General features: G+C 71.2%; 18 protein-coding genes and 1 pseudogene. 13 read left to right on the top strand and 6 right to left on the bottom strand.

From position 1 onward, the window contains the following. Positions 1-72: 72 nt before the first annotated feature. From AC1Z4A_RS26620 to AC1Z4A_RS26595, 6 genes and pseudogenes are all read right to left on the bottom strand, one after another. The gene (locus tag AC1Z4A_RS26620; RefSeq protein ID WP_483682399.1) at positions 73-2,637 is read right to left on the bottom strand and encodes an ABC transporter permease; all 2,565 of its coding nucleotides are present in this window, start codon (positions 2,635-2,637) and stop codon (positions 73-75) included. Positions 2,638-2,674: 37 nt separating this feature from the next. Continuing rightward, positions 2,675-3,436, bottom strand: a complete 762-nt coding sequence (locus tag AC1Z4A_RS26615) for an ABC transporter ATP-binding protein (protein WP_483683736.1) — start codon at positions 3,434-3,436, stop codon at positions 2,675-2,677. A 202-nt stretch (positions 3,437-3,638) separates the two neighbouring features. Next, the gene (locus AC1Z4A_RS26610; RefSeq protein WP_483682398.1) at positions 3,639-3,893 is read right to left on the bottom strand and encodes a hypothetical protein; all 255 of its coding nucleotides are present in this window, start codon (positions 3,891-3,893) and stop codon (positions 3,639-3,641) included. Between the two features lie 114 nt (positions 3,894-4,007). Next, positions 4,008-5,225: a sensor histidine kinase gene (locus AC1Z4A_RS26605; protein ID WP_483683735.1), complete on the bottom strand. Its 1,218-nt coding sequence runs from the start codon at positions 5,223-5,225 to the stop codon at positions 4,008-4,010. Positions 5,226-5,263: 38 nt separating this feature from the next. After that, positions 5,264-5,932, bottom strand: coding sequence for a two-component system response regulator CseB (gene cseB / locus AC1Z4A_RS26600; protein ID WP_483683734.1), 669 nt, complete (start codon positions 5,930-5,932; stop codon positions 5,264-5,266). A gap of 427 nt (positions 5,933-6,359) precedes the next feature. Next, positions 6,360-6,596: pseudogene (locus AC1Z4A_RS26595) on the bottom strand (DUF5655 domain-containing protein); the annotation flags it as partial. 192 nt (positions 6,597-6,788) lie between these two features. On the opposite strand from AC1Z4A_RS26595, the gene AC1Z4A_RS26590 reads away from it, so the two are divergent. The 13 genes from AC1Z4A_RS26590 to AC1Z4A_RS26530 all read left to right on the top strand — a co-directional run bounded on the left by AC1Z4A_RS26590 (position 6,789) and on the right by AC1Z4A_RS26530 (position 22,875). Next, the gene (locus AC1Z4A_RS26590; RefSeq protein ID WP_483683733.1) at positions 6,789-7,052 is read left to right on the top strand and encodes a cytochrome P450; all 264 of its coding nucleotides are present in this window, start codon (positions 6,789-6,791) and stop codon (positions 7,050-7,052) included. A gap of 302 nt (positions 7,053-7,354) precedes the next feature. Further along, the gene (locus tag AC1Z4A_RS26585) at positions 7,355-10,294 is read left to right on the top strand and encodes an AfsR/SARP family transcriptional regulator (RefSeq protein ID WP_483682397.1); all 2,940 of its coding nucleotides are present in this window, start codon (positions 7,355-7,357) and stop codon (positions 10,292-10,294) included. A 160-nt stretch (positions 10,295-10,454) separates the two neighbouring features. Further along, positions 10,455-11,723: a helix-turn-helix domain-containing protein gene (locus AC1Z4A_RS26580; RefSeq protein ID WP_483682396.1), complete on the top strand. Its 1,269-nt coding sequence runs from the start codon at positions 10,455-10,457 to the stop codon at positions 11,721-11,723. Positions 11,724-12,108: 385 nt separating this feature from the next. After that, complete coding sequence (locus AC1Z4A_RS26575) at positions 12,109-13,293, top strand: M16 family metallopeptidase (protein ID WP_483682395.1); 1,185 nt, start codon at positions 12,109-12,111, stop codon at positions 13,291-13,293. Continuing rightward, a complete protein-coding gene (locus AC1Z4A_RS26570; protein ID WP_483682394.1) occupies positions 13,290-14,147 on the top strand; it encodes a hypothetical protein in 858 nt (285 codons plus the stop codon). The genes AC1Z4A_RS26575 and AC1Z4A_RS26570 overlap by 4 nt, the downstream gene beginning before the upstream one ends. A 1-nt stretch (position 14,148) precedes the next feature. Beyond that, positions 14,149-15,225 carry a nucleotidyltransferase family protein gene (locus AC1Z4A_RS26565; protein ID WP_483682393.1) on the top strand — a complete coding sequence of 359 codons (1,077 nt, stop codon included), beginning with the start codon at positions 14,149-14,151 and terminating at the stop codon, positions 15,223-15,225. Beyond that, the gene (locus AC1Z4A_RS26560; protein WP_483682392.1) at positions 15,222-16,181 is read left to right on the top strand and encodes an ABC transporter ATP-binding protein; all 960 of its coding nucleotides are present in this window, start codon (positions 15,222-15,224) and stop codon (positions 16,179-16,181) included. Before AC1Z4A_RS26565 ends, AC1Z4A_RS26560 begins: the two co-directional genes overlap by 4 nt. Beyond that, entirely contained in the window at positions 16,178-16,945 is a 768-nt protein-coding gene (locus AC1Z4A_RS26555; protein ID WP_483682391.1) for an ABC transporter permease, read from the top strand. The genes AC1Z4A_RS26560 and AC1Z4A_RS26555 overlap by 4 nt, the downstream gene beginning before the upstream one ends. Before the next feature lie 7 nt (positions 16,946-16,952). Then, positions 16,953-17,750 (top strand): ABC transporter permease, encoded by a 798-nt coding sequence (locus AC1Z4A_RS26550; RefSeq protein ID WP_483682390.1) that lies wholly within the window; start codon positions 16,953-16,955, stop codon positions 17,748-17,750. Positions 17,751-17,831: 81 nt separating this feature from the next. Then, positions 17,832-18,779, top strand: coding sequence for an SDR family oxidoreductase (locus AC1Z4A_RS26545; protein WP_483682389.1), 948 nt, complete (start codon positions 17,832-17,834; stop codon positions 18,777-18,779). Further along, the gene (locus AC1Z4A_RS26540; RefSeq protein WP_483682388.1) at positions 18,776-20,059 is read left to right on the top strand and encodes a DegT/DnrJ/EryC1/StrS aminotransferase family protein; all 1,284 of its coding nucleotides are present in this window, start codon (positions 18,776-18,778) and stop codon (positions 20,057-20,059) included. Before AC1Z4A_RS26545 ends, AC1Z4A_RS26540 begins: the two co-directional genes overlap by 4 nt. Positions 20,060-20,119: 60 nt before the next feature. Further along, positions 20,120-20,995 carry a nucleoside/nucleotide kinase family protein gene (locus AC1Z4A_RS26535; protein ID WP_483682387.1) on the top strand — a complete coding sequence of 292 codons (876 nt, stop codon included), beginning with the start codon at positions 20,120-20,122 and terminating at the stop codon, positions 20,993-20,995. After that, positions 20,992-22,875 (top strand): methyltransferase domain-containing protein, encoded by a 1,884-nt coding sequence (locus AC1Z4A_RS26530; RefSeq protein ID WP_483682386.1) that lies wholly within the window; start codon positions 20,992-20,994, stop codon positions 22,873-22,875. The genes AC1Z4A_RS26535 and AC1Z4A_RS26530 overlap by 4 nt, the downstream gene beginning before the upstream one ends. Positions 22,876-22,893 lie beyond the last annotated feature (18 nt).

Below are 22,893 nucleotides of genomic sequence, written 5' to 3'. Positions count from 1 at the left end.
CAGTCACTCATCCTTGGTGTGTACCGCTCCGAGGCCGACCAGTCGTCAACGAACCGGCCCGGAAGCCGTGCGTCACGACTCCGCGACGGCCTCCAGCGGGCTCAGGACGGCGGCCCGGCGGGCCGGGACGGCGGCCGCGAGCGCGCCGATCGCGAGAGACACCACGCACACGAGGAGCAGGGTCCCCCAGGGCAGCGCCAGGGAGTACTGCTCCATCGCGCCGTTGGCCAGCGAGCCGAGCGCCCAGGCACTGAACAGGCCGCCCGCCAGGCCGAGGAGGGTGCCGAACGCGGCGACGGTCACCGCCTCCAGGCGGATCATCCGGCGGATGCCGGCGCGGTCCATGCCGATGGCGCGGAGCGCGCCGATCTCGCGGGTGCGTTCGGCGACCGACATGGCCAGGGTGTTGACGATGCCGAGCGCGCTGATCACGACGCCTATGGCGAGCATCCCGTACATCACCTTCAGCAGGTCGGCCATGGTGCCCGCGGCCTCTTGGACGAGTGCCTTGCGGTCCTGCACCTTCAGCAGCGGGCTGTTGCCCACGGCGGTGCGCAGCCGCTTCTCGGTGGCCTTGGAGACCGTGCCGCCGTCGGTACGGACGAGGATGCGCTGGACGGAGCCGGGCTTGAAGCTGTGCTGCGCCACCTCGGTCCGGGCGCCGAGCGCGTCGTGGGCGATGGGATTGTCCTTGTAGACGCCTACGACGGTGTACTTCGTGAACTCGTGGCTCTGTCCCATGCTTATGTTGAGCTTGCCGCCGGTGGTCACGCCGGTGTCCCGGGTGACGGTGCTGGAGACGGCGATCCGGCCCGGCCCGAGATCAGCGGCGGAGCCGCTGGTGAAGTCGAGCTTCATGGAGTCCTTGACGGTCTCGGGGTCGACGCCGGCGATGCTCTGGACCTTGCCGCCGATGACCGCGGTGGAGTCCGCGATGGCGGTCGTGGTCCGTACTCCGGGGGTGTGGGCCACCCGTCGTACGGCGGCGGGGTCGATGACGGTCGTGGGGGTGCGGGTGCTGATGACGTAGTCGGCGCCGAGGCCCGCCGCGGCCTGGTGATCGAGGGCCTGCGCGGTGGAGTTGCCGATGACGGCGAGCCCGACGACCAGCGCGGTGCTGATCATCAGGGTGGCGGCCGTGGCCGCGGTGCGCCGCGGGTCGCGCAGCGCGTTCTCCCTGGCGAGGTGGCCGGTGATCCCGAAGCGTCCGGTCAGGCGCCCGGTCAGCCGGATCACGGGGGCGGCGAGCAGCGGCGCGAGCACGATCATGGCGACGACGAGGACGGCGCAGGCGAACATCGCGTTCTGCAGGTTCGCCTCCGAGGCGTCCTTCGCTCCCGTGAGCGAGATCAGCCAGCCGACGCCGAGGACGAGGAGGGCGAGGCCCGTCACGCTGCGCACGCGGGACTGCTGGGCGGTGGGCGGCTGGTCGGTCGTGCGCATCGCCTCGACGGGAGCGACCTTCGCCGCCTTGTGGGACGGCAGCCACGCGGCGAGCAGGGTGACGCCCACGCCCACACCGAGCGCGGCCACGACGGAGCCCGGACCGATCACCAGGGGACCGCGGGGCAGCGGGTCCTCGCTGCTGCCCAGGACGTCCGGCAGCACCGAGGCGATGCCCAGGCCGAGTAGGAAACCGGCCGCCGACGCGGCGAGACCGACGAGGAGGGCCTCCGTGAGGACGGAGCGGGACACCTGACGGCGCGAGGCGCCGATCGCCCGCAGCAGCGCGATCTCACGGGTGCGCCGCGCGACGAGCATGGTGAAGGTGTTGATGATGAGGAACGAACCGATGAACAGCGAGACCCCGGCGAAGACCATCGGCAGCTTCTTGTAGCCCCGGGTCATGGTGTCGACGTTGATGGCCTGCTGGGCGGCCTGGGCGGCGCCGGTGGTGGCCTCGGAGCGGTCGGCCGGGAGCACGTCGGTGACCCGGCGGGAGAGCTCGGCCTGGGGGACGCCAGGTGCAGCGGACAGGTCGATCCCGGTGTAGTGGCCCGGGGTGGCGAACAGCTTCTGGGCGGTCGCCATGTCGAACAGGGCGAGGGTGCCGCCCGCCGTCACCCGGGAGTCCTTGGTGGTGACGATGCCGACGAGCCGCTTGGTCATGACCGGGCCGTCGGTGGCCAGCGTGACCGTGTCGCCGATACGGAGTCGGCCGGCCGCGGCGGTGCCACTGTCCACGGCGATCTCGCCGCCGTTCGCGGGGGCACGGCCCTTGACCAGCAGGTAGCGGCTGTCCTTGCCGTCCTTGCCCGGTACGTAGGCGGCGGCCGGGTGCGCCCATGCCTTGTCCGCCCGCAGGGGCGTGCCGTCGGCGGCGTTCAGGGTGGCCACGCCGTCGACCGCCGGCCGCACGGCGGCGACACCGGGGACGTCGGCGAGTTTCCGCGCGAGCGCGTCGTCGAGCACGCCGGCGGTCTGGTCCGCGGAGGCCCCGGGCGGGGGTGCCTTCGCGGTGACGGTGACCGCGACACCGGCGAAGTTCTGCGACGCGGCGGCGCGGTGGGCCGCGGCGGAGGAGTCCGCGAAGACGAGCGTGCCGCTGACGAACGCGACACCCAGGCAGACCGCGAGGACGGTCATGACCAGACGGGCCTTGTGCGCCAGGACGTTGCGGAGGGCTGTTCTCAGCATGATGGGCTTTCGGGGGTCTGGGAGGTACGGGGGCGGGTCAGCTGGTGCGGGAGCGGCCGTCGAAAGCCTTCATGCGGTCCAGGACGCGGTCCGGGGTGGGGGACGTCATCTCGTCGACCAGGCGGCCGTCGGAGATGAAGACCATGCGGTCCGCGTAACCGGCGGCGACGGGGTCGTGGGTGACCATGACCACCGTCTGGCCCAGCTCACGCACCGAATCGCGCAGGAAGCCGAGTACTTCGGCCCCGGCGCGGGAGTCGAGGTTGCCGGTGGGCTCGTCGCCGAAGATGATCGCGGGGCGGGAGGCGAGGGCACGGGCCACCGCGACGCGCTGCTGCTGCCCGCCGGACAGCTGTGCGGGCCGGTGGTCGAGGCGCTGGGAGAGGCCGACCATGGAGACCATGCGGTCCAGCCACTGCCGGTCGGGCCGGCGTCCGGCGATGGCGAGCGGCAGCGTGATGTTCTCCAGCGCGGTCAGCGTCGGCAGCAGGTTGAACGCCTGGAAGATGAAGCCGATCCGGTCGCGGCGCAGCTCGGTGAGCTGCCGGTCGTTGAGGGTGCTCAGTTCGGTGGTACCGATGCGTACGGAGCCGGAGCTGGGCGCGTCGAGCCCGGCGGCGCAGTGCATCAGGGTGGACTTGCCGCAGCCGGACGGGCCCATGATCGCGGTGAACTCGCCCTCCCGGAAGGCGATGCTGACACGGTCCAGAGCCATGACCTGGGTGTCGCCGCTGCCGTAGACCTTCGTCAGGTCGGTGGTAGCGGCGGCGATCCCGGTCGTCGGGTGCAGCGCGTGCAGGGCAAGGGGGTCGGCGGTCACGGGGACTCCTCTTCGGGTGCGGATTCGGTGCGGAAGGGCGCACTCCGAAGGGTGTCCGGCGAACGTATCGGGGGCCCGGTGCGCCGTGTATCGGCGTCCGCGCCGCTTCGTATCGGTTCTGTAGGGTGGCGGCACGACAGGACCTCTCGGCGCGCCTGGGCGTCGAGAGGTCCTGGCCGGTTCACATGCTCTTGCCGGCGCCCGGCTTCATCAGGACGAATCGGGCCAGCGCACCGACGCTCAGGATCGTCCCGCCGAGGCACAGCCCGATCAGGCCGAGCATGCCGGCGGGCTGCCACGACTCACCCGCCATCGGGTCCGCAGTGAAGGCGCCGATGATCAGCAGCATGGACACGGTGACGGCGAGTGCGCCGACCGCCCCCAGCCCCCTCACCATGCCGATCTGCGCGCGGGATGCTTTGTCGGACGTGTTCACGGTTCCCTCCTCATTCGTGCGGTGCACTACGAAGGGTGCCTGGGGAACGTATCGGCGTCTGAGCCGCCGTGTATCGCCCGCCGCGCCGCTTCGTATCGGTTCCCGTGGAGGCCGTCAGTCCGGCAGGCGCAGGGTGGCGACGGCGCCGCCGTCCGGGGCGTTGTCCAGCCGCAGTTCGGCGCCGAGGAGCCGGGCCTGGCCCAGGGCGATGGTCAGGCCCAGGCCATGGCCCGCGCCGCGCTCCGCCGCGCCCGTGTGGAACCGGCGCGGCCCGTGGAGCAGCAGGTCCGCCGGGAAGCCGGGGCCGTGGTCGCGCACGACGACCGTACGGCCCCCGACGGTGACCCGCACCGGGGCCGTTCCGTGGCGGTGGGCGTTGACGACGAGGTTGCTGACGATCCGCTCCAGGCGGCGCGGGTCGGTCTCCACGGTCGCGGCATCGTCGGTGACTACGCTCACGTCCGCGTCGAAGCCGGTGCGCGCCACAGCCTCGGAGACGACCGCGCCGAGCGGGACATGGGCACGGACCGGCTGTTCGGCGCCCGCGTCCAGCCGGGAGATCTCCAGCAGGTCCTCGACCAGGCCGCGCAGATCGCGTACCCGGGCGCGGATGAGGTCCTCCGTCTCACCGGCGGGCAGCAGGTCGGCGGCGGCCAGCAGCCCGCCGACCGGGGTGCGCAGCTCGTGGGCCACGTCCGCCGTGAACTGGCGCTCGGTGCGCAGGCGACGGCCGAGGCTGTCGGCCATGAGGTCGACAGTGGCGGCGATGTCGTCCACCTCGTCGCGGCTTTCGGTGGGCCCGGTCCGGGCGTCGAGGTCCCCGGCGGAGATCCGGCCCGCGGTCTCGCTGACCCGCCGCAGCCGACGGCCGAGCAGCCCGGCCCCGTAGGCCGCCAGGGGTACGGCCGCGGCGAGCGCGACCAGCGAGGACACCGCCATGGTCACATCGAGCTGGCGCAGCGTGTGGAAGTCGTTGCTCATGTTGATGTGGACGGCGAGGACCGGGCTGCCGGGGCCGCCGGTCCGCTGGGCGGCCCAGTAGCTCGGCCCGATGTTTCCCTCGACGCGCCCGTCGTACGCGGTGTGCCGGTCGCCGTCGGCAGGGTGCCGCAGGGTGTCGGGCAGGTCGGCCGGGTCGAGTTCGGCGCCGTCCGCCAGCGTTCCGGTGCGCCGGTAGGTGTCCATGGCCGCGTACACGGTGTTGAACGCCTGTGCCTCGGCCCGGCCATGGATGTCCTGCGCGGTCCACCCGTGCACCAGCACGCCCACCGCCACGGCGACCAGGCAGGCGGTGGTCGCAGCCAGCGCGGCGATCTTCCAACGCAGGGACATGCGGGCCGGCCGCAGCCGGGGGAAGGGACGCACGGGCCTCAGCGCCTGAGCTTGTAGCCGAAACCGCGGACCGTCTCGATCCGGTCCCGGCCCAGCTTCCTGCGCAGCCGCTGCACGCACAGGTCCACGACGCGGCTGTCGCCGTCCCAGCCGTACTCCCAGACGTTGCGCAGCAGGGTGTGCCGCTCCAGCACGATGCCAGGGTGGGCGGCGAACTCGAGCAGCAGCTTGAGCTCGGTCGGGGTCAGCGCTACGGGGCTGCCGGAGACGGACACCTCCATGCCGCCGGTGTCGATGGTCAGGTCCCCGAAGGTCAGCACATCCCCCTCGGACGGCGACAGCTCCGCGTCCGGGGCGCGCACGGGTTCGGGGGCGGTAGGGTACGTCGCGCGCCGCAGCAGCGAGCGGATGCGTGCGACGAGTACGTAGGTGTCCACGGGCTTGACCACGTAGTCGTCCGCCCCGGCCTCCAGACCGGCGACGACGTCGAGCCCGTCGCCGCGGGCGGACATCATCAGGACGGGCACCAGGCTCGTCTCCCGGACCTTGCGGCACAGGCCAATGCCGTCCAGGCCGGGCAGCATCACGTCCAGGATCAGCAGGTCGAAGTCCTCGTCCCGGAAGAGCTCCAAGCCCGTCAGCCCGTCGGCTGCGGCCGTCATCCAGTAGCCGTAGCGCTCCAGGGCGACGGTGAAGGACTGGCGCATCAGGTCGTCGTCCTCCACCAGCAGCACGCGGACGGGGCGCGGAGAGGCCGGAGCCTGGGCGGCGGCGGACGAGGACACGGGCGGGACGACTCCTGTTCGGACGGCCGGGTGGGGTGGTGGGCGGCGGTGGGTACGGCGGCCCGAAAGGAACGATACGACAGGCACCTGCTGCGACATGCACGTCACACAGCGAACACACGCCACGCTTTCTCGGTCCTTGGCGTCCACGAATCCGCAGGTCAGATGAGGCGGCGCGGGCCGGTCAGATGCCCAGGCCATGTCCTGCGGGCGCCTCTGGGGCCACGCCCGGCGCACTGATTCGATGGGCGATCAAGCGCTTCCTGATACGCGCTGGATACAAAGGGAGGGGCGAGCGGTGGCGCGCTCGCCCCTCCGCCGTGATCTGCCGTTACGCCACGCCGTGGACGAGGAGGGCGGGGCCTTCCGTCACCCCGAGCCGGTCGCGGACCAGGTGCCGGAACGCATCCTTGTGGTCCATCAACCAGGCCATGCAGTAGAGGCCCTGATGGATGACGCCTGCGTCCGTGCCACGCTTGTATTCGATGATCGTGGGTGCGTTGTTTTCGTCGATACCCAGCGGATCGATCCGCCCGCCATGAACCGGCCCGGTGCTGTACTCGCTCGTGCGGAACCGGCCCCCCAGCCCTGCTCCGCAGTCCGGACCAGCTCGCCGCCCTCCGCGACGACCCCGCGGTCACCGGTACGGCCGTGGAGGAACTCCTGCGCCATCTCGCCATCCCCGCACCGCTCCTGCGTACGGCCGTGACCGACGTCGAGATCGACAGCCACCGGATCGCCGAGGGCGAGCACGTACTGCTCTCTCCCCTTCTCTCCCCTGACCGCGAACCGCGACCCCGAGCTCGTCCCCGAGCGCCGCGACGACCTCGACCTGTATCGCCATCCGGTCGCTCAACTGTCCTTCGGCTTCGGCGCCCACCAGCACCTCGGCCAGCAACTGGCCCGACTGGAACTGAAGATCGCCCTGCCGGCCCTGCTCCGCCGCTTCCCCACCCTCCGACTCGCCGTCCCCGAAGCCTCCCTCCGCTTCCGCCCGGGCTCGACGGTCTACCGCGTCGAGGCGCTCCCGGTCACCTGGTGACGCCCTGACCCTGAAGGCCAGCCGTTCCCTGTGTCTCGGCGGCGAGCGAGACGACGGTCAGTACCCGAACTGCGTACCCGGCTTCACGACGCCCCAGGGCCACCGGTTCGAGAAGTCGATGACGGAAGGGTGCGTTCTGACCGACTGCGAGGGCTGAGATCGATTACCGGTCAGCCCTCAGGGCGTGACCTCGAGACATACAGCAGGTGTTCATATGATGACCAAAGGTTGGTGAACGGTTTACGAGAGGCACAGGGGTGGGCGGTTCTCGACGCACGCTTCGCGTCCAGGTGCTGGGTCCGGTGCGCTGCGTTCCGTCTCAGGGTCCTGCCGTCTCGCCGGGAGCCCCCGGGCCCCAGGCCGTACTCGCGGCCCTGGCCCTGCGGGCCGGGCATCTGGTCTCCGCCGATCAGCTGGTCGACGACCTCTACGACGACAATCCACCGGCCACCGCGCGCCGAGTGATCGTCAATTTCGTCCACCGTCTGCGGACCCGGATGAACAGCATGGAGTCGTCCGCGGCGTCGGTCATCGAGTCGGTCGCCGGCGGCTACCGGCTGTGCCTGCCCAGTGAGTCGATCGACGCCTTGAGGTTCCGTGAACTGGTCGACGGGGCCCGGCTGCCGTCCTCGGGAGGATCGCCCACCACAGCGGTGACGCTCCTCGAGGAGGCGCTCGGCCTCTGGCAGGGACCCGCGCTCGCCGGGGTCCCGGGCCCCTATGCCGGCGCCCAGCGGCGCGCGCTGGACGAGCAGCGGGCTTCGGCCACCGAGGCCCATCTGGAACTGCTGCTCCAGTGCGGCCGGCACGCCGCCGCCATCCCCGGCATTCTGGCCGCGCTGCAGGTGCACCCCTACCGGGAGCGGCTGTACGCCACGTTGATGCTGGCCCTGTACCGGTCCGGCCGCAGCGCGGAGGCCCTCGCCGCGTACGACCGGGCCCGTGCGGTCCTGTCCGGGGAGCTGGGCATCGACACCGGACCGGCGCTCAGGGAACTCCATGCCGCGGTGCTCTCCGGGGATCCCGCGCTTCTGGAGGTGCCCGCCCCGGACCTGGTCGTGACCGACGACACGCCCGCCCCGCCACCGGGTGACGGACCCGGCGGCCCCGGCTTCTCGGTCCCCGGTCAGCTTCCGCCCCCGCCCGCCGACTTCGTGGGCCGCGAAGAAGAGACCGCCCACCTGGCCGAAGCACTCACCCGAGGCGACGGCCATGCCGTGGCCATCGTGACCGGGATGGGAGGGGTCGGCAAGACCTCGTTGGCCCTGCGAGCCGCGCACGCGGTCGCCCGGCACTTCCCCGACGGCCAGCTGTACGCGGAGCTGCGCGGCGCGGACGGCACGCCGGCCGACCAGGCGGACATCCTGGAGCGATTCCTGATCGCGCTGTCCGTTCCGCCCGGCCGTATACCGGTACGCGCGGACGACCGTGCGGTCCTCTTCCGCAGCCTCACCTTCCACCGCTCGATGCTCATCGTCCTGGACAACGCGGTCAGCGACGAACAGGTCCGGCTCCTGCTGCCCGGGGCGTCCCACAGCGCCGTCCTGGTCACGGCCCGGGCCCTCACCTCCGTGCCCGCCACCCTCCGGCTGCCTCTCCAGGGGCTGAGCCATCCGGACGCCCTCACCCTGCTGCGCCGGCTCGCCGGGCCGGGCCGGATGGAGCGGGATCCGCAGTCGGCATCCGCCCTGGCGAGCGCCTGCGGCCATCTGCCGCTCGCGCTGCGGGTCACCGCGGCCCGGCTGGCGGCCCGGCCGTCCTGGTCGGTCGCGGAAATGCTGTCCAGACTCTCGAACGAGGTCCGGCTGCTGCGGGAACTCCGGGTGCAGGACCTGTCCGTCGAGGCCTCCTTCGAGTTGTCCTTCGCCCAGCTGAACCCCGGGCAGTCCCGGGCGTTCACGATGCTGTCGATTCCGCACTGCGTCGACTGGGACATCTCATCGGCCGCCGCGGTGCTCGGCCTGCCGGAGCTGGAGGCCGAGACGGTCCTGGAGTCCCTGGTGGACTCCGCCTTGCTGGAGACCCCGGCCCCCGGCCGCTACCGGTACCACGACCTGGTCGGCGTCTACGCCAGGGCCAAGGCGCAGACGACGCTGACCGAGGACGAGCGTCTGGATGCCGTCCTCCGGGCGGTCGATCACGCCGCGGCCTGCGTGGTCTCCGCCGTGCGGGCCACCCATCCGCTGGGCGGCCCGCTGACCAGCGAAGCCCATCCACGACGCTCGCCCGGGGCCGATCTGAGCGGCCGGTCCGAGGCCATGGCCTGGGTGCGGCACGAGATGCCCACGCTCGCCGTGCTGGCCGAACAAGCCGCGGCAACCGGCTCCCCGGTGGCCATCGCCCATGGAGCGGACATTCTCGCTCTGCTCCCTGCCTTCGAGGAGACCCTGCCGCTGGCAGTGGCCGTGCACGCGGCCACCGCGCTGGTGTCCGCGGCGGAACACCGGTGCGATGAGGTCACCATCGGCACCGCTTACTATGCGGCAGGGGTGATCCACCGCAATCGGGCCTCGTCCTCCCGGGCCGATCACTATCTGACCCGGGTGCTCGAGCTGTTCGGGGACGTCCCCTCCCTCACCGGTGGCAACCGGCGCTTCCTGTGCGTCCTGTTCGCCCTGTCGATGCTGTCCGATCTGCATCTGCAGTGCGGTGACTTCGACACCGCCCGCGCATACGGCCGCCGGGCGGTGTCGCTGGCCGAGACCACCGGCGACCAAGGCCTGGTGTCACGCAGGCGCACCATCCTGCTGCAGATCGAGGTGCGCGACCCCGCCCGCCGCATGGACCTGGCCCGGATCAGGGAGGAATGCCGCGCCCTGGCGACATCGTTCACCAGGGAAGTCGACCGGGAGTCGCTGTTCGCGGTGCGCCTGGCCGAGGCCGAGAGCTACTTCCAGGAGGGAAGGTACGCGCAAGCGGCTCGGCTGTACCGCGAGATCCTGGACCGGGTACGGGTCAGCGGCCGGATCCGGACCGAGACGGAGTGCCGCTGCCGGCTCGCCGAGACACTGCTGGCCACCGGAGACACCGACACCGCCCTGGATCAGGCGTCCCAGGCGCTCTCCGGAGCCCTCCTGACGCAGGAGAACCTGCTCATGGCGCGCTGCCACCGGGTGCTCGGCACCGTCCTGCGCGCGCTGGGCGACGAGGCGGCGGCCGAACACCTCGCCAAGGCGGCGAGCCTTCAGGCCGAACTGGCGCTGGGTACCGCCGCGGACGCACCGGAATCCCGTCCCTGTTAGGGACTGCGTGAGGCTGCGCCTGACCCGTATATGCGGGTGTTGTCCCGCGTTGACCGGCTGTTGACCGTTCCCGAACAGAATGCATGGACCACGCGGAAGACCCGGAAAGCAGCGACTTTTCATGTCTTGCGCGGACTTGTCAACGGGAAGCGAGTGTCAGGTGTCTTTCGGGGACGAACTTCGGGCGCAGCGGCTGGCGGAAGGCTTGTCACTGGGCGAGCTGGCGAAAGCGGTCCACTACAGCAAAGGCCACTTGAGCAGGATCGAAACCGGGCGCAAGCAGGCGTCGGAGGATCTGGCACGCCGGTGTGACCACGCCTTGCGCGCCCAGGGCCGGCTGCTTCTCGCCAGAGAGAGTTCCGGCACCGCCGCACGGGCGCGGGACGGCATGCCACGACCGGCCCAGCTCCCGTCGGTTTGCCGGCATTTCACCGGGCGCCGGAAAACCCTGGCAACGCTGGACGACGTCCTGGCGACCTCCGCCGACGGCCGCCCGGGAGCGACCCCGGTCATCCTCATTGACGGTGCGGCCGGCATCGGCAAGACGGCGCTGGCCCTGGAGTGGGCCCACCGTCACGCCATCGCCTTCCCCGACGGCGTGCTCTTCAGGGACATGCGGGCCTACGGGCCCGACGGCGATCCCGCCGAAACCGGCGACGTGCTGGCCGGATTCCTGCACTCCCTGGGCGTCGAGCACAACGCCGTGCCGGCGGAGGCAGCGGACCGGGCGGCTCTGTACCGCAGTATGCTCGCCGACCGCAGGATGCTCGTCGTCCTGGACAACGCCCGTTCCGCGGAACAGGTCCGGCTTCTGCTGCCTAGCTCGCCTCATTGCCTCGTCCTGGTCACCAGCCGGCACCGGCTGCCCGGACTGGTGGCCCGGGAGGGGGTGAACAGGGTCACCCTGCAGCCGCTGTCGCCCGCCGAATCATGCGACCTGCTGCACACCGTCACCGATGCGACGGACCTGAGCACCCGGCACGCAGACCCGGCCGCCGTCCTTGAACTGGCGAAATACTGCGACTACTTGCCGCTCGCCCTGCGAATAGCCGGGGAACGGTGTTCTTCCGGTTATTACGCGCACCTTGACGACGTGATCGCCGATGCTTCCGGAGGGGCCGGGTTACTGGATTTCCTTGAACTCACGGAAGACCCCTCGGTCTCGGTCCGGTCAGCCATTTCCGGATCGTACCGGGAATTGGAGAAGGAACAGGCAAGGGCCTTTCGACTGGTGGGGCCGAAATCGTATGCGGGCATATCCGTCCAGGCGGCGGCCGAACTGCTGGGCGTTCCGGCGCCCCGGGCCGTCCGCCACCTGGACACCCTCTACCAGGCAGGTCTGCTCGACCTGACCGCCCCGGGCCGCTACCGCGCCGGTGCCCTGCACGGCACCTATGCCGCGGAGCTGGCACGGCAACAGCCCGAGTGACCGGACAACCCCGGGCCCCGTCGTCGGTGCCGGGCCCCGGGGCCACCAAGGCCGCAGGGGGCGCCGACGGTTTCCTCATCCAGCAGGCAACGGACAACTCCTTGAGCGCATACCGGTCCCGGCGACAGGATTGCTGCACGGAAATCGATCCGCCACCCGAAGAGCAGGCTCATCGGGCAGCGGATCGGATATCCGGAGACCATGCCGTTCGACCAAGGAGAGGGGGTGCCGAAAATGCGTAACCACAAGACGGGTCTCCGCCCGCGTCTGGACAAGGTCAAGGCCGGTCGTTGATCCGAGCGCTTGCCTCGAGTGCCGCTGCGGGTTGCCCGCAGCGGCACTCGCCGAATACCCGAGCACTTCGTCATCACCCAAGGAACTCCCGATGTCGCCAGCGGACCGCATACCACTCACCACAGTGGTCGATGAACGCCTCAAGACGACGAGCATCTGCCTCGGCGTGGCCTACGGCTCGCGCCACGACCCTGCGGGGCGCGGCGGTCTGGCCCACGCGCTGGAACACCTGCTGATGTCGGCTCCGGTGGACGATGCCGGGCCGCTCGTCCAGTACATCGAACGACTCGGGGGTACCGCGAACGCCGAGACCGGCCTGGAGCACATGCTCTTCTATGCCCAGGTCGAGGCCGGCGACGCCGAACAGGTCGTCGAGTCCATGCTGCGTGGTGTCCTCGAACCCCGGCTGGACATGTCGGTCTGGGAGTCGGAGCGTGAGGCGGTCCTGCGGGAGCTGTCGGCGGCCGCCGCCGACCCCGCGGATGTCGTCCAGGACGCCTTCCTCGAGGCCTTGTTCCCCGGCCATCCGCTCGGCCGGCCGGTCGGCGGGCATGCCGGGCAGATCGGCGCCCTGGATCTGGCGTCCATCCGGGCAGACCACCGTGAGACCTTTCTGGCCAGCCCGATGGCCCTGGCCGTCGTCGGTCCGGCGATACCGCGCCGCCTGGCCGGCCGCCTTCAGGTCACGCCGCCCGCGGGCCGACGCGAGCCCCGTCCGCTGGGTCCGGTGCGCTCCGCCACACCCGCCTGGCCCGGGGAATTCGCCTGGGTCGCGGTGGGCGGCCGGTCGACAGCACTCGGCGATCCGGACCGTCACCGGTTCACCGTGCTGGCCGCTCTGCTCGGCGGTCAGGCCTCCTCGCTGCTCTACCGCAGGCTCCGGGTCGAGCAAGGCATCGCCTACAACTTCCAGGCATGGGACCGCGGTTACACGGAGGCGGGTGCCTGGCGGGTCCTGATCGGCGTGGACGGCGACAACGCGGCGAAGGCCGCGGAGCTGGTGATCCGGGAACTGGAAGATCTCGCCCATGACGGCCCCTCCGGCACCGACCTCAACGCCGCTCTCCGGCAGGCGCGCATGAGTCTGGTGCTCGACACCGAGTCCCCGCTGGAACACGCCCGCATGCTCGCCCTGCACGCGGTGAGCCGGGACGAGCCGTGGAACCTGGAAGACGAACTGTCGCGGATCTCCCGGGTGACACCGGACGACATCCGGCGCGCCGCCGCCGAAGTGCTGGCCAGTCAGGTCACCGTGGTCCGCCCGGAGCGACCGTGACCCCCGGGGCCGAGGCCCTGGCCGGGGCCTCGGCCGACGCGGGCTATCTGGCGGAGGCCGCCCGGTCCGGGCTGCTCGGGACCTTCCACGGCCACCCCTATGTGGCCGGCCCCTACCACGCCCCGCTGCTGGGCGAGGAGCAGGTCTTCGTCGAGTTCTGCGCGCCAGGGGTCCTGTCCGACGGGGACCGGCTGGACGCGTTGGCCACGATGCTGCTCGGCCGGTACCCCGGAGCGTCCGCGGTGGTGGTGCGCATACCGGGAGATCAGGCGCTGAGGGCGCCGTGGGAGCGTCAACTGACCTTTGTGCGCCATGCGGCCGGTCCGGCCGAGCGGGCGCCGCTCCCCGACGGGGTGGCCATCCGCGAGGCTTCCTCCGCGGAGGACCAGGCGCTCGTCAGGGCCTGGCTCGCCCGCGCCTTCACCGACGGCAGCGCGGACCAGGACTCCGTGGCCGACCCGCAGGACGTGGCCGCGGTCGTCGACGACTATCTGCGGCTGCCCGACCGTGTCTCCTGCCTGGCCGTCTCCGAGGGCCGACCGATCGGTCACGCCACGCTGCTGTGCGCGATGCGCGACGAGGTGACCGGCCGTGACCACACCGAACTGCTGGACGTCCTGGTCGACGACGCCGACGACGAACGGCGGCGCGCCGTGACGGCGGCCCTGACCGCGGCGGCCGTCGACCGCGCCGGCCGGACCGGTCTGCCGTTGCTCGGCCATGTGGTCCACCCCGCGGCGACGGTCGCGCCGGGCCGGGGCGAAGCCATCACCGCGTCCCTGATCCGGCAGGGCTGGCACATCGACCACGTCTTCTGGCGCCGGACCTGCGAACCCTCACGGAACGGAGGCTGAGGTGGATCTTGCCACGCTGTACGCGGTGCTCGGCGTACCCGAGGAGTCCGGTCCGTCCGAGCTGCTCTTCGCCGCACGCAAGGAGCACTACACGCTGCCCTACCTCGTGCTGTCCGCCCTGGCACGGCACGGGACGGCGATGTCCGAGGCGGCGCGCGCTGAGCTGGACCGGGCGCGGCGACGCGGCCGGTGGTTCGACGACGTCCTGGCGCGGGTGTCCGCGAGCGTGCCGGTGCGGCCGGTCAAGGGGCCATTGCTGGCCCGCTACTACCCGGCCGGCCTGCTCCGCCCGCAGGGCGACCTCGACCTGCTGGTGGACAACGAGCCGGACCTGTGGCGAGTGGCCCGCGTGCTCATGGCCGACGAGCCGGTGCACATCGGTGTCTCACTGCTGGGATCGCCGGTCCGGCACGTCGTGGTGACCATGACCTGGACACCCGAGGACGCCCTGCTCGACCCCGAACTGCGCGTCGAGATCAGCACGGCGGCGCTGGTGGGCGATTACCACGCCGTACCCGTCCGCCCCACGCTTCCGGACGAACCGCTGCCGGCCTGCCTGCTCGCCCTGGGCGAGGAGCGCTTCCAACGGCCCTTCCACGCGAGGGACGCGATCGATGTCCATCTGCTGGGCAGCGCCGGCCTGTCGATGCCGGTGGCGGAACTCGCCGCGGCCATCGGCGAGCACTGCCTGGCCCCGGAGGTCACGGAACTCCTCGCCTTCACGGCCGGGCGCGCCCCGCTCGGCTCGCTCAGCGGCCTCGGCGAGGCACTGGAGCCGGCGGCGGCGAGCGAACTGGCCCGCCGGGCGGCGTATCCCGGGTCCGCCGAGCCCACCCTCCGGGTACCCGCCGCCCTCGCGGACGGCAGCCCGCTGTACGGAATGCCGCTGCGGCGCACCACGGCCGGGCGGGACGGCTGGGACCGGACGCGCACTCACCGCTTCGGCGACGAGGTTCTGCTGCTGACGCCAGTGGGGGACTACCTGCTGGTCACCGAGGAGACCGTGAGCCAGGAGCGGTACGACGCCGCGCTGCGGGAACTGCGGCTCCACCACCCCATCACGCGGGAGCAGCCATGACGGCCATCCGGATCCGCGGCCTGACGCGGCTCTACACATCACGCAAGACGAGTGGCCCGGACGCCGTCCGGGCCCTGGAGGAGGTGGACCTGACCGTCGAGCGGGGCGAGGTCTACGGGCTGCTCGGGCCCAATGGAGCGGGCAAGACGACGCTGTGCCGGATCCTGTCGACCGTCCTGCTCCCCACCTCCGGCACCGTTCAGGTCATGGGACATGACGTGGTCGCGGACGCCGACCTGGTCAAGAAGTCCATCGGCATCGTGTTCGGCGGCGATCGCGGCCTGTACGCCCGGCTGACCGCGCGGGAGAACCTCCGTTTCTGGGCGGCCCTGTACGGCCTGCGGGGTGGCGAGCTGCGCCGCAGGTGCGACGCGTTGCTGGAGCGGACGGGACTCGGCGACCGGGCCGGCGATCGCGTCGACACCATGTCGCGCGGCATGAAGCAGCGGCTGCACCTGGCCCGCGGTCTGGTCGCCGACCCGCCGCTGCTCATCCTGGACGAGCCGACGGTCGGCATGGACCCGGTGGCCGCCCATGACTTCCGCGCTCTGGTCGCGGAACTGCGCGCCGACGGCAGGACGATCCTGCTCACCACCCACGACATGGCCGAGGCCGAGGCCGTGTGCGACCGGGTGTCCCTGGTCGACCACGGCAGCGTCCTGGCCACTCGGGCACCGTCCGAGATCGGCGCGCTGATGTCCCGTTACGAACGTGTCGACGCCGGGGACGTCCCCGGCGCCCTGGCGGAGCGGCTGGCCGCTCTCCCCGGTGTGGTCTCGGTGCGCCCGGCCACCGGAAACCTCACCCGGATCGAGACCGAGGACGCCACCGCCACCGGCGAGGTGCTGCGCCGGCTCGTGACCTCGGGCGTGACGGCGATCACCACCGGCCGACCGAGCCTGGAGGAGGTCTACCTGCACGTCATGGGGGACCGCGGCATGGCGGTGACCCGGTGAACGTATTCCGAACCGCCGTGCGGTTCCAGCTGAGGCTGGCCTGGAAGGCACCGGACACCATCCAGGTGTGCATCACCGCGCCCCTGCTGACCCTGCTGTTCCTGGCCATCAGCGAACAGGCGGGGCGTACGGACCTGTCGGGATACGCCATCGTGGCACCGACCCTGATGTCGCTGTGGCTTCTGGCCCTGTACACCGCCGGTGAACTCATCAACGAGGAACGGGCCCTCGGCACGCTGGAGGCGCTTGTGGCGGCGCCCGCGCGGCTGGGGGTCGTGGTGATGGGACGCATGTGCGCCGTCACCGCAGTGGGGCTGGTCTCCTTCGCGGAGGCGTGGCTCGCCGCCGGGCTGGTCTTCGACCGCTGGCTGCCCCTGCCCCATCCGGTGGTCACCGTCGCGTGCGTACTGGTGACCGGGATGGCGACGGCGGGAACCGCGAGCATCCTCTCGTCGCTGTTCGTCCTGATGCCCTCGGCCCGCATCGTGCAGAACACCCTCAGCTACCCGTTCTACCTGCTCGGCGGCGTCCTCGTGCCGGTGTCCGTGCTCCCGGACTGGCTGCGGCCCGTGTCCAGGGGCGTGTTCCTGTCCTGGTCCGCGGATCTGCTGCGCGACGGCCTGGGCACGGCGCCGGTGGCGCACGCCCTGCCCAGGCTCACCGTGATAGCCGTGCTCGGCGCCGCCGGCTTCGGTATCGGCCTGCTCCTGCTGGGGCGGGTCCTGGACCGGGTGCGCCGTCTCGGAACACTGGCCCAGGTGTGAGGTCCCCATGCAGCTGACATTCCTCCGGGTCATCAGGCACAGCGCCGCCAACGCCTTCGCCGACATGCGGGTCATCTACACGTGGAAGACCTGGGTCTTCGGCTGGCTGGGCCGGATGCTGGCGCAGGTCACCTACTTCGTGCTGCTCGGCCATGTGGTCGGCGGGCCGGGCCGGGCCCGGTATCTGGTGCTCGGCAACGCCCTGATGACGAGCGTCATCGAGTCTCTGTCCGTCATCGCCTCGTCGGCCTGGGAACGCCAGGCCGGAACGCTCGCCCTGATCACCGCCTCCCCCGCCCGGCCCACCTGGGTCTTCTTCGGCCGCAGCCTGCAGTGGCCGATCAGCGGCACCGCCACCTCGCTGGTGGCGCTGTTCACCCTCGGACCCGCTTTCGGCGTCCACTGGCACACCGGGCAGATCGCCCCGGCCGTCGGCATCGTCGTCCTGACCGCCGCCACCACGTACTTCTGCGGACTGTTCCTCGCGGCCCTGATCCTCAACGCCGGCGGCCTGCGCAATGTCGTGTCCAATGTCGCCTACCTGACGATGATGGCGGTCTGCGGTGTCCAGGTGCCCGTCGGCTACTGGCCGGCATGGGTCGGGGTGGTAGCCGACGCCATTCCCCTGACGCATCTGCTCGCGGCACTGCGCGCGCTCGCCGATGGCGGCGGCACGGCACATGTCGCCGTGCTCGCGGCCAAAGGGCTGGCGGTCGGCGTCTGCTGGCTGGCCGCCGCCGACCTGGCGTTCACCGGGTTGGTCCGCCGCGGCCAACGCGCCGGAACCATCGACTTCGCGTCCTGAGGCCCCGAGGTGAACACCACCCGTCCAGAAGACGCGTTGACGCCCCACGACTCTGCGCCGTACCAGGAGAGTGACCGAACGATGGACGTGAAGAAGAGCATCCGGCTCATCGCCGACAATGACCTCCAGACGCTGGCGGACACCGTCAGGTCCGGCGGCCCCGACCCGCTGGTCCGCGCCGACGCGCCGCCCCGGCCGGCGGTCTCGCCGGACGCCACCGACATCCTGCGGCTGGCCGGCAAGGTAGTGATCGTCACCGGGGCCGCGTCGGGCATCGGCCGGGCCACCGCACGGCTGCTCGCCACCCTGGGCAGCCGTCTGGTCCTGGCCGACCGCGACGAGCAGGCCCTGAAGAGCCTCGAACACGAACTGGGCCCCTCCCCCGACCTGTTCAGCGCCGTGGGCGATCTCTGCGTACCGGCGACGGCGGAACAGGTGCTCGCCGACACCATCGACCGCTTCAAGACCGTGGACTCCGTGGTGTTCGCCGCGGGCGCCAGCGCGGCCGGTCGGCTGGCGGGCACCTCGGCCGCCGAATTCTCGGCCAGCATGGCGCGCAATGTCGACGTCCATTTCTCCCTCTCCCAGGCCGTCCTGGCGCACTTCGGCGCGCACCCGGCCGCCGGGACGGGTTGCTCCCTCGTCTACATCGTCTCCAAACACGCGGTCGCGCCCAGCGTGGGGTTCGGCGCGTACCCGATAGCCAAGGCGGCCGAACTGCAACTGGCCAGAGTCGTCGCCCTGGAGGGTGCCGCCCTCGGTGTACGCGCCAATGTCATCAACCCCGGGGCGGTGTTCGAAGGTTCGAGGTTCTGGGACCCGCAGCTCGTCGCCGAGAAGTCCGCCAGCCACCAGGTGGCCCCCGAGGACCTGGAGCAGTACTACGCGCAGCGAACCATGCTCCGCATCCGGGTCACCCCGCGCGAGGTGGCCGAGAACATAGCCTTCCTCGCCTCGCCCTGCAGCCGGGCCACCACCGGGGCGATCATCCCGGTGGACGGCGGGCTGCCCACCACCTTCGGCCGATGACCAGGACAACCGGGACCGACCCCATGAACCTCGCCGCCGCCCCGCTCCCTTCCGGCCCTGCCGTCACCCTGCCCCATCCGCCCGCCTGGCCCCGCTACTCCGCCGAGACCGCCGCCCGGGTCCAGCGCCGGATCATGAGCGGAGCCGTGTACGCCTTCGGCAACGACGACGGCGTCCGTGAACTGGAGGAGTGGGCGAAGCAGTACTTCGGGGTACGCCACGCCCTGGCCGTCTCCAGCGGCACGGCCGCACTGGCCTGCGCCTACACCGGACTCGGCATAGGTCCGGGAGACGAGGTGCTGGTCCCCACCTACACCTTCCATGCCTCCGCCACCCCGCTGTTCGGCCTGGGCGCGCTGCCCGTGCTCTATGACTGCGACCCGCTCTCCGCGCGCGCCGACATCGCCGACCTGACCGCGCGGATCGGCCCGCGGACCAAGGCCATCTGCGTCACTCACATGTTCGGCCTGCCCGCGGACATGGACTCCGTGATGCGGCTGGCCGCCCGGCACGGCATCCCCGTCATCGAGGACGCCGCCCAGGCCCATGGCGCCACGGTCGGCGGCCGCCTCGCCGGCACCATCGGCGCGGCGGGTGCCCTCAGCCTCGGCGGCCAGAAGATGATCAGTGGTGGGATGGGCGGCCTGCTGCTCACGGACGACGCCGACATCCACGCCCGGGCCCTGCTGCTGGGACATGCCCATGAGCGCGCCCGAGAGGACCTGCCGCCCACCAGCCGCTGGTGGGACGCCGCCGAAACCGGGCACGGCCAGAACCTGCGCATGCACCCGCTGGCCGCCGAACTGGCCCTGGAACACTGCTCTTCGCTCGACGAACGGATCGCGGTACGCACGGCGGTGCTCAACGGCCTGACCGAACGGCTGGCCCGGTTCCCCTTCCTTCAGCCGCCCACCACGCCCGAGGACTGCACCCGTGGCGGCTGGTACGGCTACAAGGTCGTCTACCGTCCGGGACGGGCCGGGGGAACCGGCATCGACGTCTTCGTGGACCTGCTGCGCGACCAGGGCCTGAAGGTGTCCCGCCCGACCACCAAGCCGCTCCATCAGACATGGCCGTTCCAGCACCGTGACATCGGCCTCGCCGGATACGATCCGGAGCGGCGGCGGCCGCTGTACCACGACGACGGGCTCCCCCAGGCAACCCGGCTGTACGCGACCACCATCGGTTTTCCCGACAAGCATCTCCACGGGCCGTCGGACGCGCTCCTGGACCAGTACGTCCTGGGCATCGAGCGGGCCGCCCAGCGACTGGGCCTGTAATTCCCCCCGTACAACCCCCGGTTGTCGAACTCGCCATTCCCTATTGCTTGGAGCCACTCCATGGCCAGCGGTCTGCACATCTCCTTCCTGGGCGCCGACGGCATCGGCAAGACCACCCTCGTCCGCACCATCGCGGCCGAACTACGCCAACGTGGACTGACGGTACGCGAAGTGTCCTGGCGGGCGTCCCTCGACAACGAGGAGAAGCCTTGGGTGTCCGACAGCCTGCAACAGCTGTGGCTGGAGACCTTCCGCCTCCTGTACGGGGGCTCCCGGGTCGACGACACCTGGCTGCGGCTGCCCCGCGAGTATGCGTCCTGGCGTGACGAGGAGTGGGAGGACCGCATCGCCGAGCTCGGCCCCGGCCCGGCCCGCCCGGCCGGCCCGCTGGCGGCGGCCCTGGTGGAACTCGCGGGAAACATCGTGCTCGCCGCGGAGGTCATCCGCCCCGCGGTGCGGCGCGGGGAGATCGTGCTGCAGGAAACCTTTCCGTTCAAGCACACCCTCAAGGAACTGCTGATCGCCCGCCGGCTCGCCGGGGCCGACGAGCAGTGGTCGGAGGCCCTGGAACAGGTGGAGGAACTGCTGGCGGGCATGTTCGGCACCCCGCTGCTGCGGCCCGATCTGGGCGTGCTGATCGACGGGCCCATCGAACTGGCCTACCACTGGCGGATGGCGCAGAGCGGGCGGCTGGGGCTGCTGGAGGACTACCGGGCCGCCGGCGAGGAGGGCATGTCCGGGTACCTCCTGATGCAGCAGGAGTCAGTGCGGCTCTTCCGCGACCAGGCGGACCGCTGGGGCTGGACGGTGCACACCGTGGACGACTCGGGGCTGGAGCCCAACATGCGGCGAGGACTCGACGTGGTACTGAGCGAGCCATGCCTGCGGAACCTCCTGACCGGATCCGGTGGAACGGAAAGGAGGTCCGCGAATTGACCACCCCTCACGACGGCGTCCTCGACACGGCGCGCCGGTGGGCCGGCCGGCTGAGCGACCGCGCAGAGGTGGACTCGGTATATCTGGCCGGCAGTCTGTCCGCCGGACTCGGTACGAGCACCAGCGACGCCGATGTCTACGTCCTGCTCAGGGACGACCACGGCCCGGACGGCACGCGCCCGTTCCCGGCGGAGCAGTTGATGGTGGACGGCAGGCGTGTCGACGTCGAGTACCACACGCTCGGCGAGGCCGGCAGACGCCTGGAGGCCGCCACCCTGTGGCACTCTTCGCAGTCCGATCTGTCGGCGCTGAGCATCGCCGAGGACGACCTGGACTTCCTGGTCCGGCTGTCATACGCCGAGGTCGTGCACGGATCGGCCGGACTGGCAGGCCTCAGATCGCGGCTGGAGACCCGCGGGGACCAGTTGCGCAGACTGGTCGTGTCCCGCTGGGCGGCGGAGGCGAACGGACTCCTGGAGGATTTCGACGGCGCGTTCACGGACGGCGACACGGACTCCGCCGTCTGGCTCGGCACCTCGCTGATGACCGCCGCCGGCAAGGCCCTCGCCGCCGCGGCCGGGGACCTCTATCTGGGCCGCAAGTGGGTGTTCCGGCAGCTCGGCCGGTCGCTTCCCGGACACTTCCCGCTCGGCGCGTTTCGCACCATGACGCGCGGCGGTTGGGCCGTACGGCCGCGGACGGGGCACGGCGAGTTCATCGCGCTGCTGCAGCGGTGTCTCATCGCGGCCCAGTGCCTCGGCTGGGACGCCGAAGACGCGCGGCGCTGGAGCCACTGGGACCTGTCGCCCGGCCCGGTGCGCTGCCACCCGGGGTTCCTGCCCGTCCGGCTCAGCGACGGCGTGCTCCTCAACCACGAACGGTCCCGGCAATTCGTGGTCGAGCCGCCGGTCGCCCTGCTGTGGGGGCTCGCGGCCGGTCGGGACGAGGCCGGATATCTCGACGCCGTGGCCGGCCTGGACGCCTCGCTCGGCGAACCCCTGGGCCTGTCCGTGGCCGAACTGCTCGGGGTGCGCGACGAACTGCTGCACCATGAGCTACTGGTGCCGTCGGCCACCCACCCTCTGTCAAAGCAGCAAGCACCGGACCATGTGAACCACCAGGAAGGCCCCACCATGGCCACATCGGCAAAAGCACCCCAGACATTCTTCAGCTCCCGGTTCGGGGAGACGAAGCTCGATTCCAAGATCGCACGGGCCGGCCAGGAAGCCGAATGGATCCTGCGGCGCCTTGTTCCCGCGCCGCGCGTGCTGGATCTCGGCTGCGGACGAGGGCGTCTGGCCCTCGCGCTGGCCGCCCGGGGCGCCGAGGTCACCGGTCTCGACATCAACGGCGACTACCTGCGGACTGCCCGGGAACGCGCCGAAGAGCAGGGCCTGTCGGTCACCTGGCGGCAGGGAGGCTTTCTGGAACTGGCCGACGAGGCTTGCTTTGACGCGGTGGTGAGCTTGTTCACCTCGTTCGGTTATCACGACGAAGCGGGCAACGCGGACCTCCTGCGGAGGGTGAGCCGTGCGCTGGCTCCCGGAGGCGCGTTCGTCCTCGAGGTCCAGCACCGCGACGCACCGGCCATGGCGCACGACGGTGTGAGCCTGGAGCGGCTGCCGAACGGCGGCGAGATCCTCAAGGAGTACTTCATGGATCTGCGGACCAGTCGCAGGACCATGAGGTTCCGCTACCTGGAGGACGGCGCCGTCCGTGACGGCGGTGAGCTGACGGTGCGGATCTACACCCTGCACGAACTCATTGCCCTGTTCGACGAGTGCGGGCTGACCGTCGAAGAGATCCATGCCAACGCCCGTGGCGCCGAGTTCACTTCCGCCTCGGAACACCTTGTCGTCGTGGGCCGCAAGCCGGCGTGACCCCGGCATCCAGCGCCG

The organism is Streptomyces sp. 17_S59 (assembly GCF_056930295.1).
The sequence above is the reverse complement of the archived record's forward strand: the minus strand, read 5'-3'. Positions and strand labels throughout refer to the sequence as shown.

Bases quoted from the DNA above. Each gene is read 5' to 3' on its own strand.
- AC1Z4A_RS26545 (WP_483682389.1), top strand. From the start codon at position 17,832: ATGGACGTGAAGAAGAGCATCCGGCTCATCGCCGACAATGACCTCCAG.
- AC1Z4A_RS26540 (WP_483682388.1), top strand. From the start codon at position 18,776: ATGACCAGGACAACCGGGACCGACCCCATGAACCTCGCCGCCGCCCCG.
- AC1Z4A_RS26535 (WP_483682387.1), top strand. From the start codon at position 20,120: ATGGCCAGCGGTCTGCACATCTCCTTCCTGGGCGCCGACGGCATCGGC.
- AC1Z4A_RS26605 (WP_483683735.1), bottom strand. From the start codon at position 5,225: ATGTCCCTGCGTTGGAAGATCGCCGCGCTGGCTGCGACCACCGCCTGC.
- AC1Z4A_RS26575 (WP_483682395.1), top strand. From the start codon at position 12,109: ATGTCGCCAGCGGACCGCATACCACTCACCACAGTGGTCGATGAACGC.
- AC1Z4A_RS26560 (WP_483682392.1), top strand. From the start codon at position 15,222: ATGACGGCCATCCGGATCCGCGGCCTGACGCGGCTCTACACATCACGC.
- AC1Z4A_RS26550 (WP_483682390.1), top strand. From the start codon at position 16,953: ATGCAGCTGACATTCCTCCGGGTCATCAGGCACAGCGCCGCCAACGCC.
- AC1Z4A_RS26620 (WP_483682399.1), bottom strand. From the start codon at position 2,637: ATGCTGAGAACAGCCCTCCGCAACGTCCTGGCGCACAAGGCCCGTCTG.
- cseB (WP_483683734.1), bottom strand. From the start codon at position 5,932: ATGCGCCAGTCCTTCACCGTCGCCCTGGAGCGCTACGGCTACTGGATG.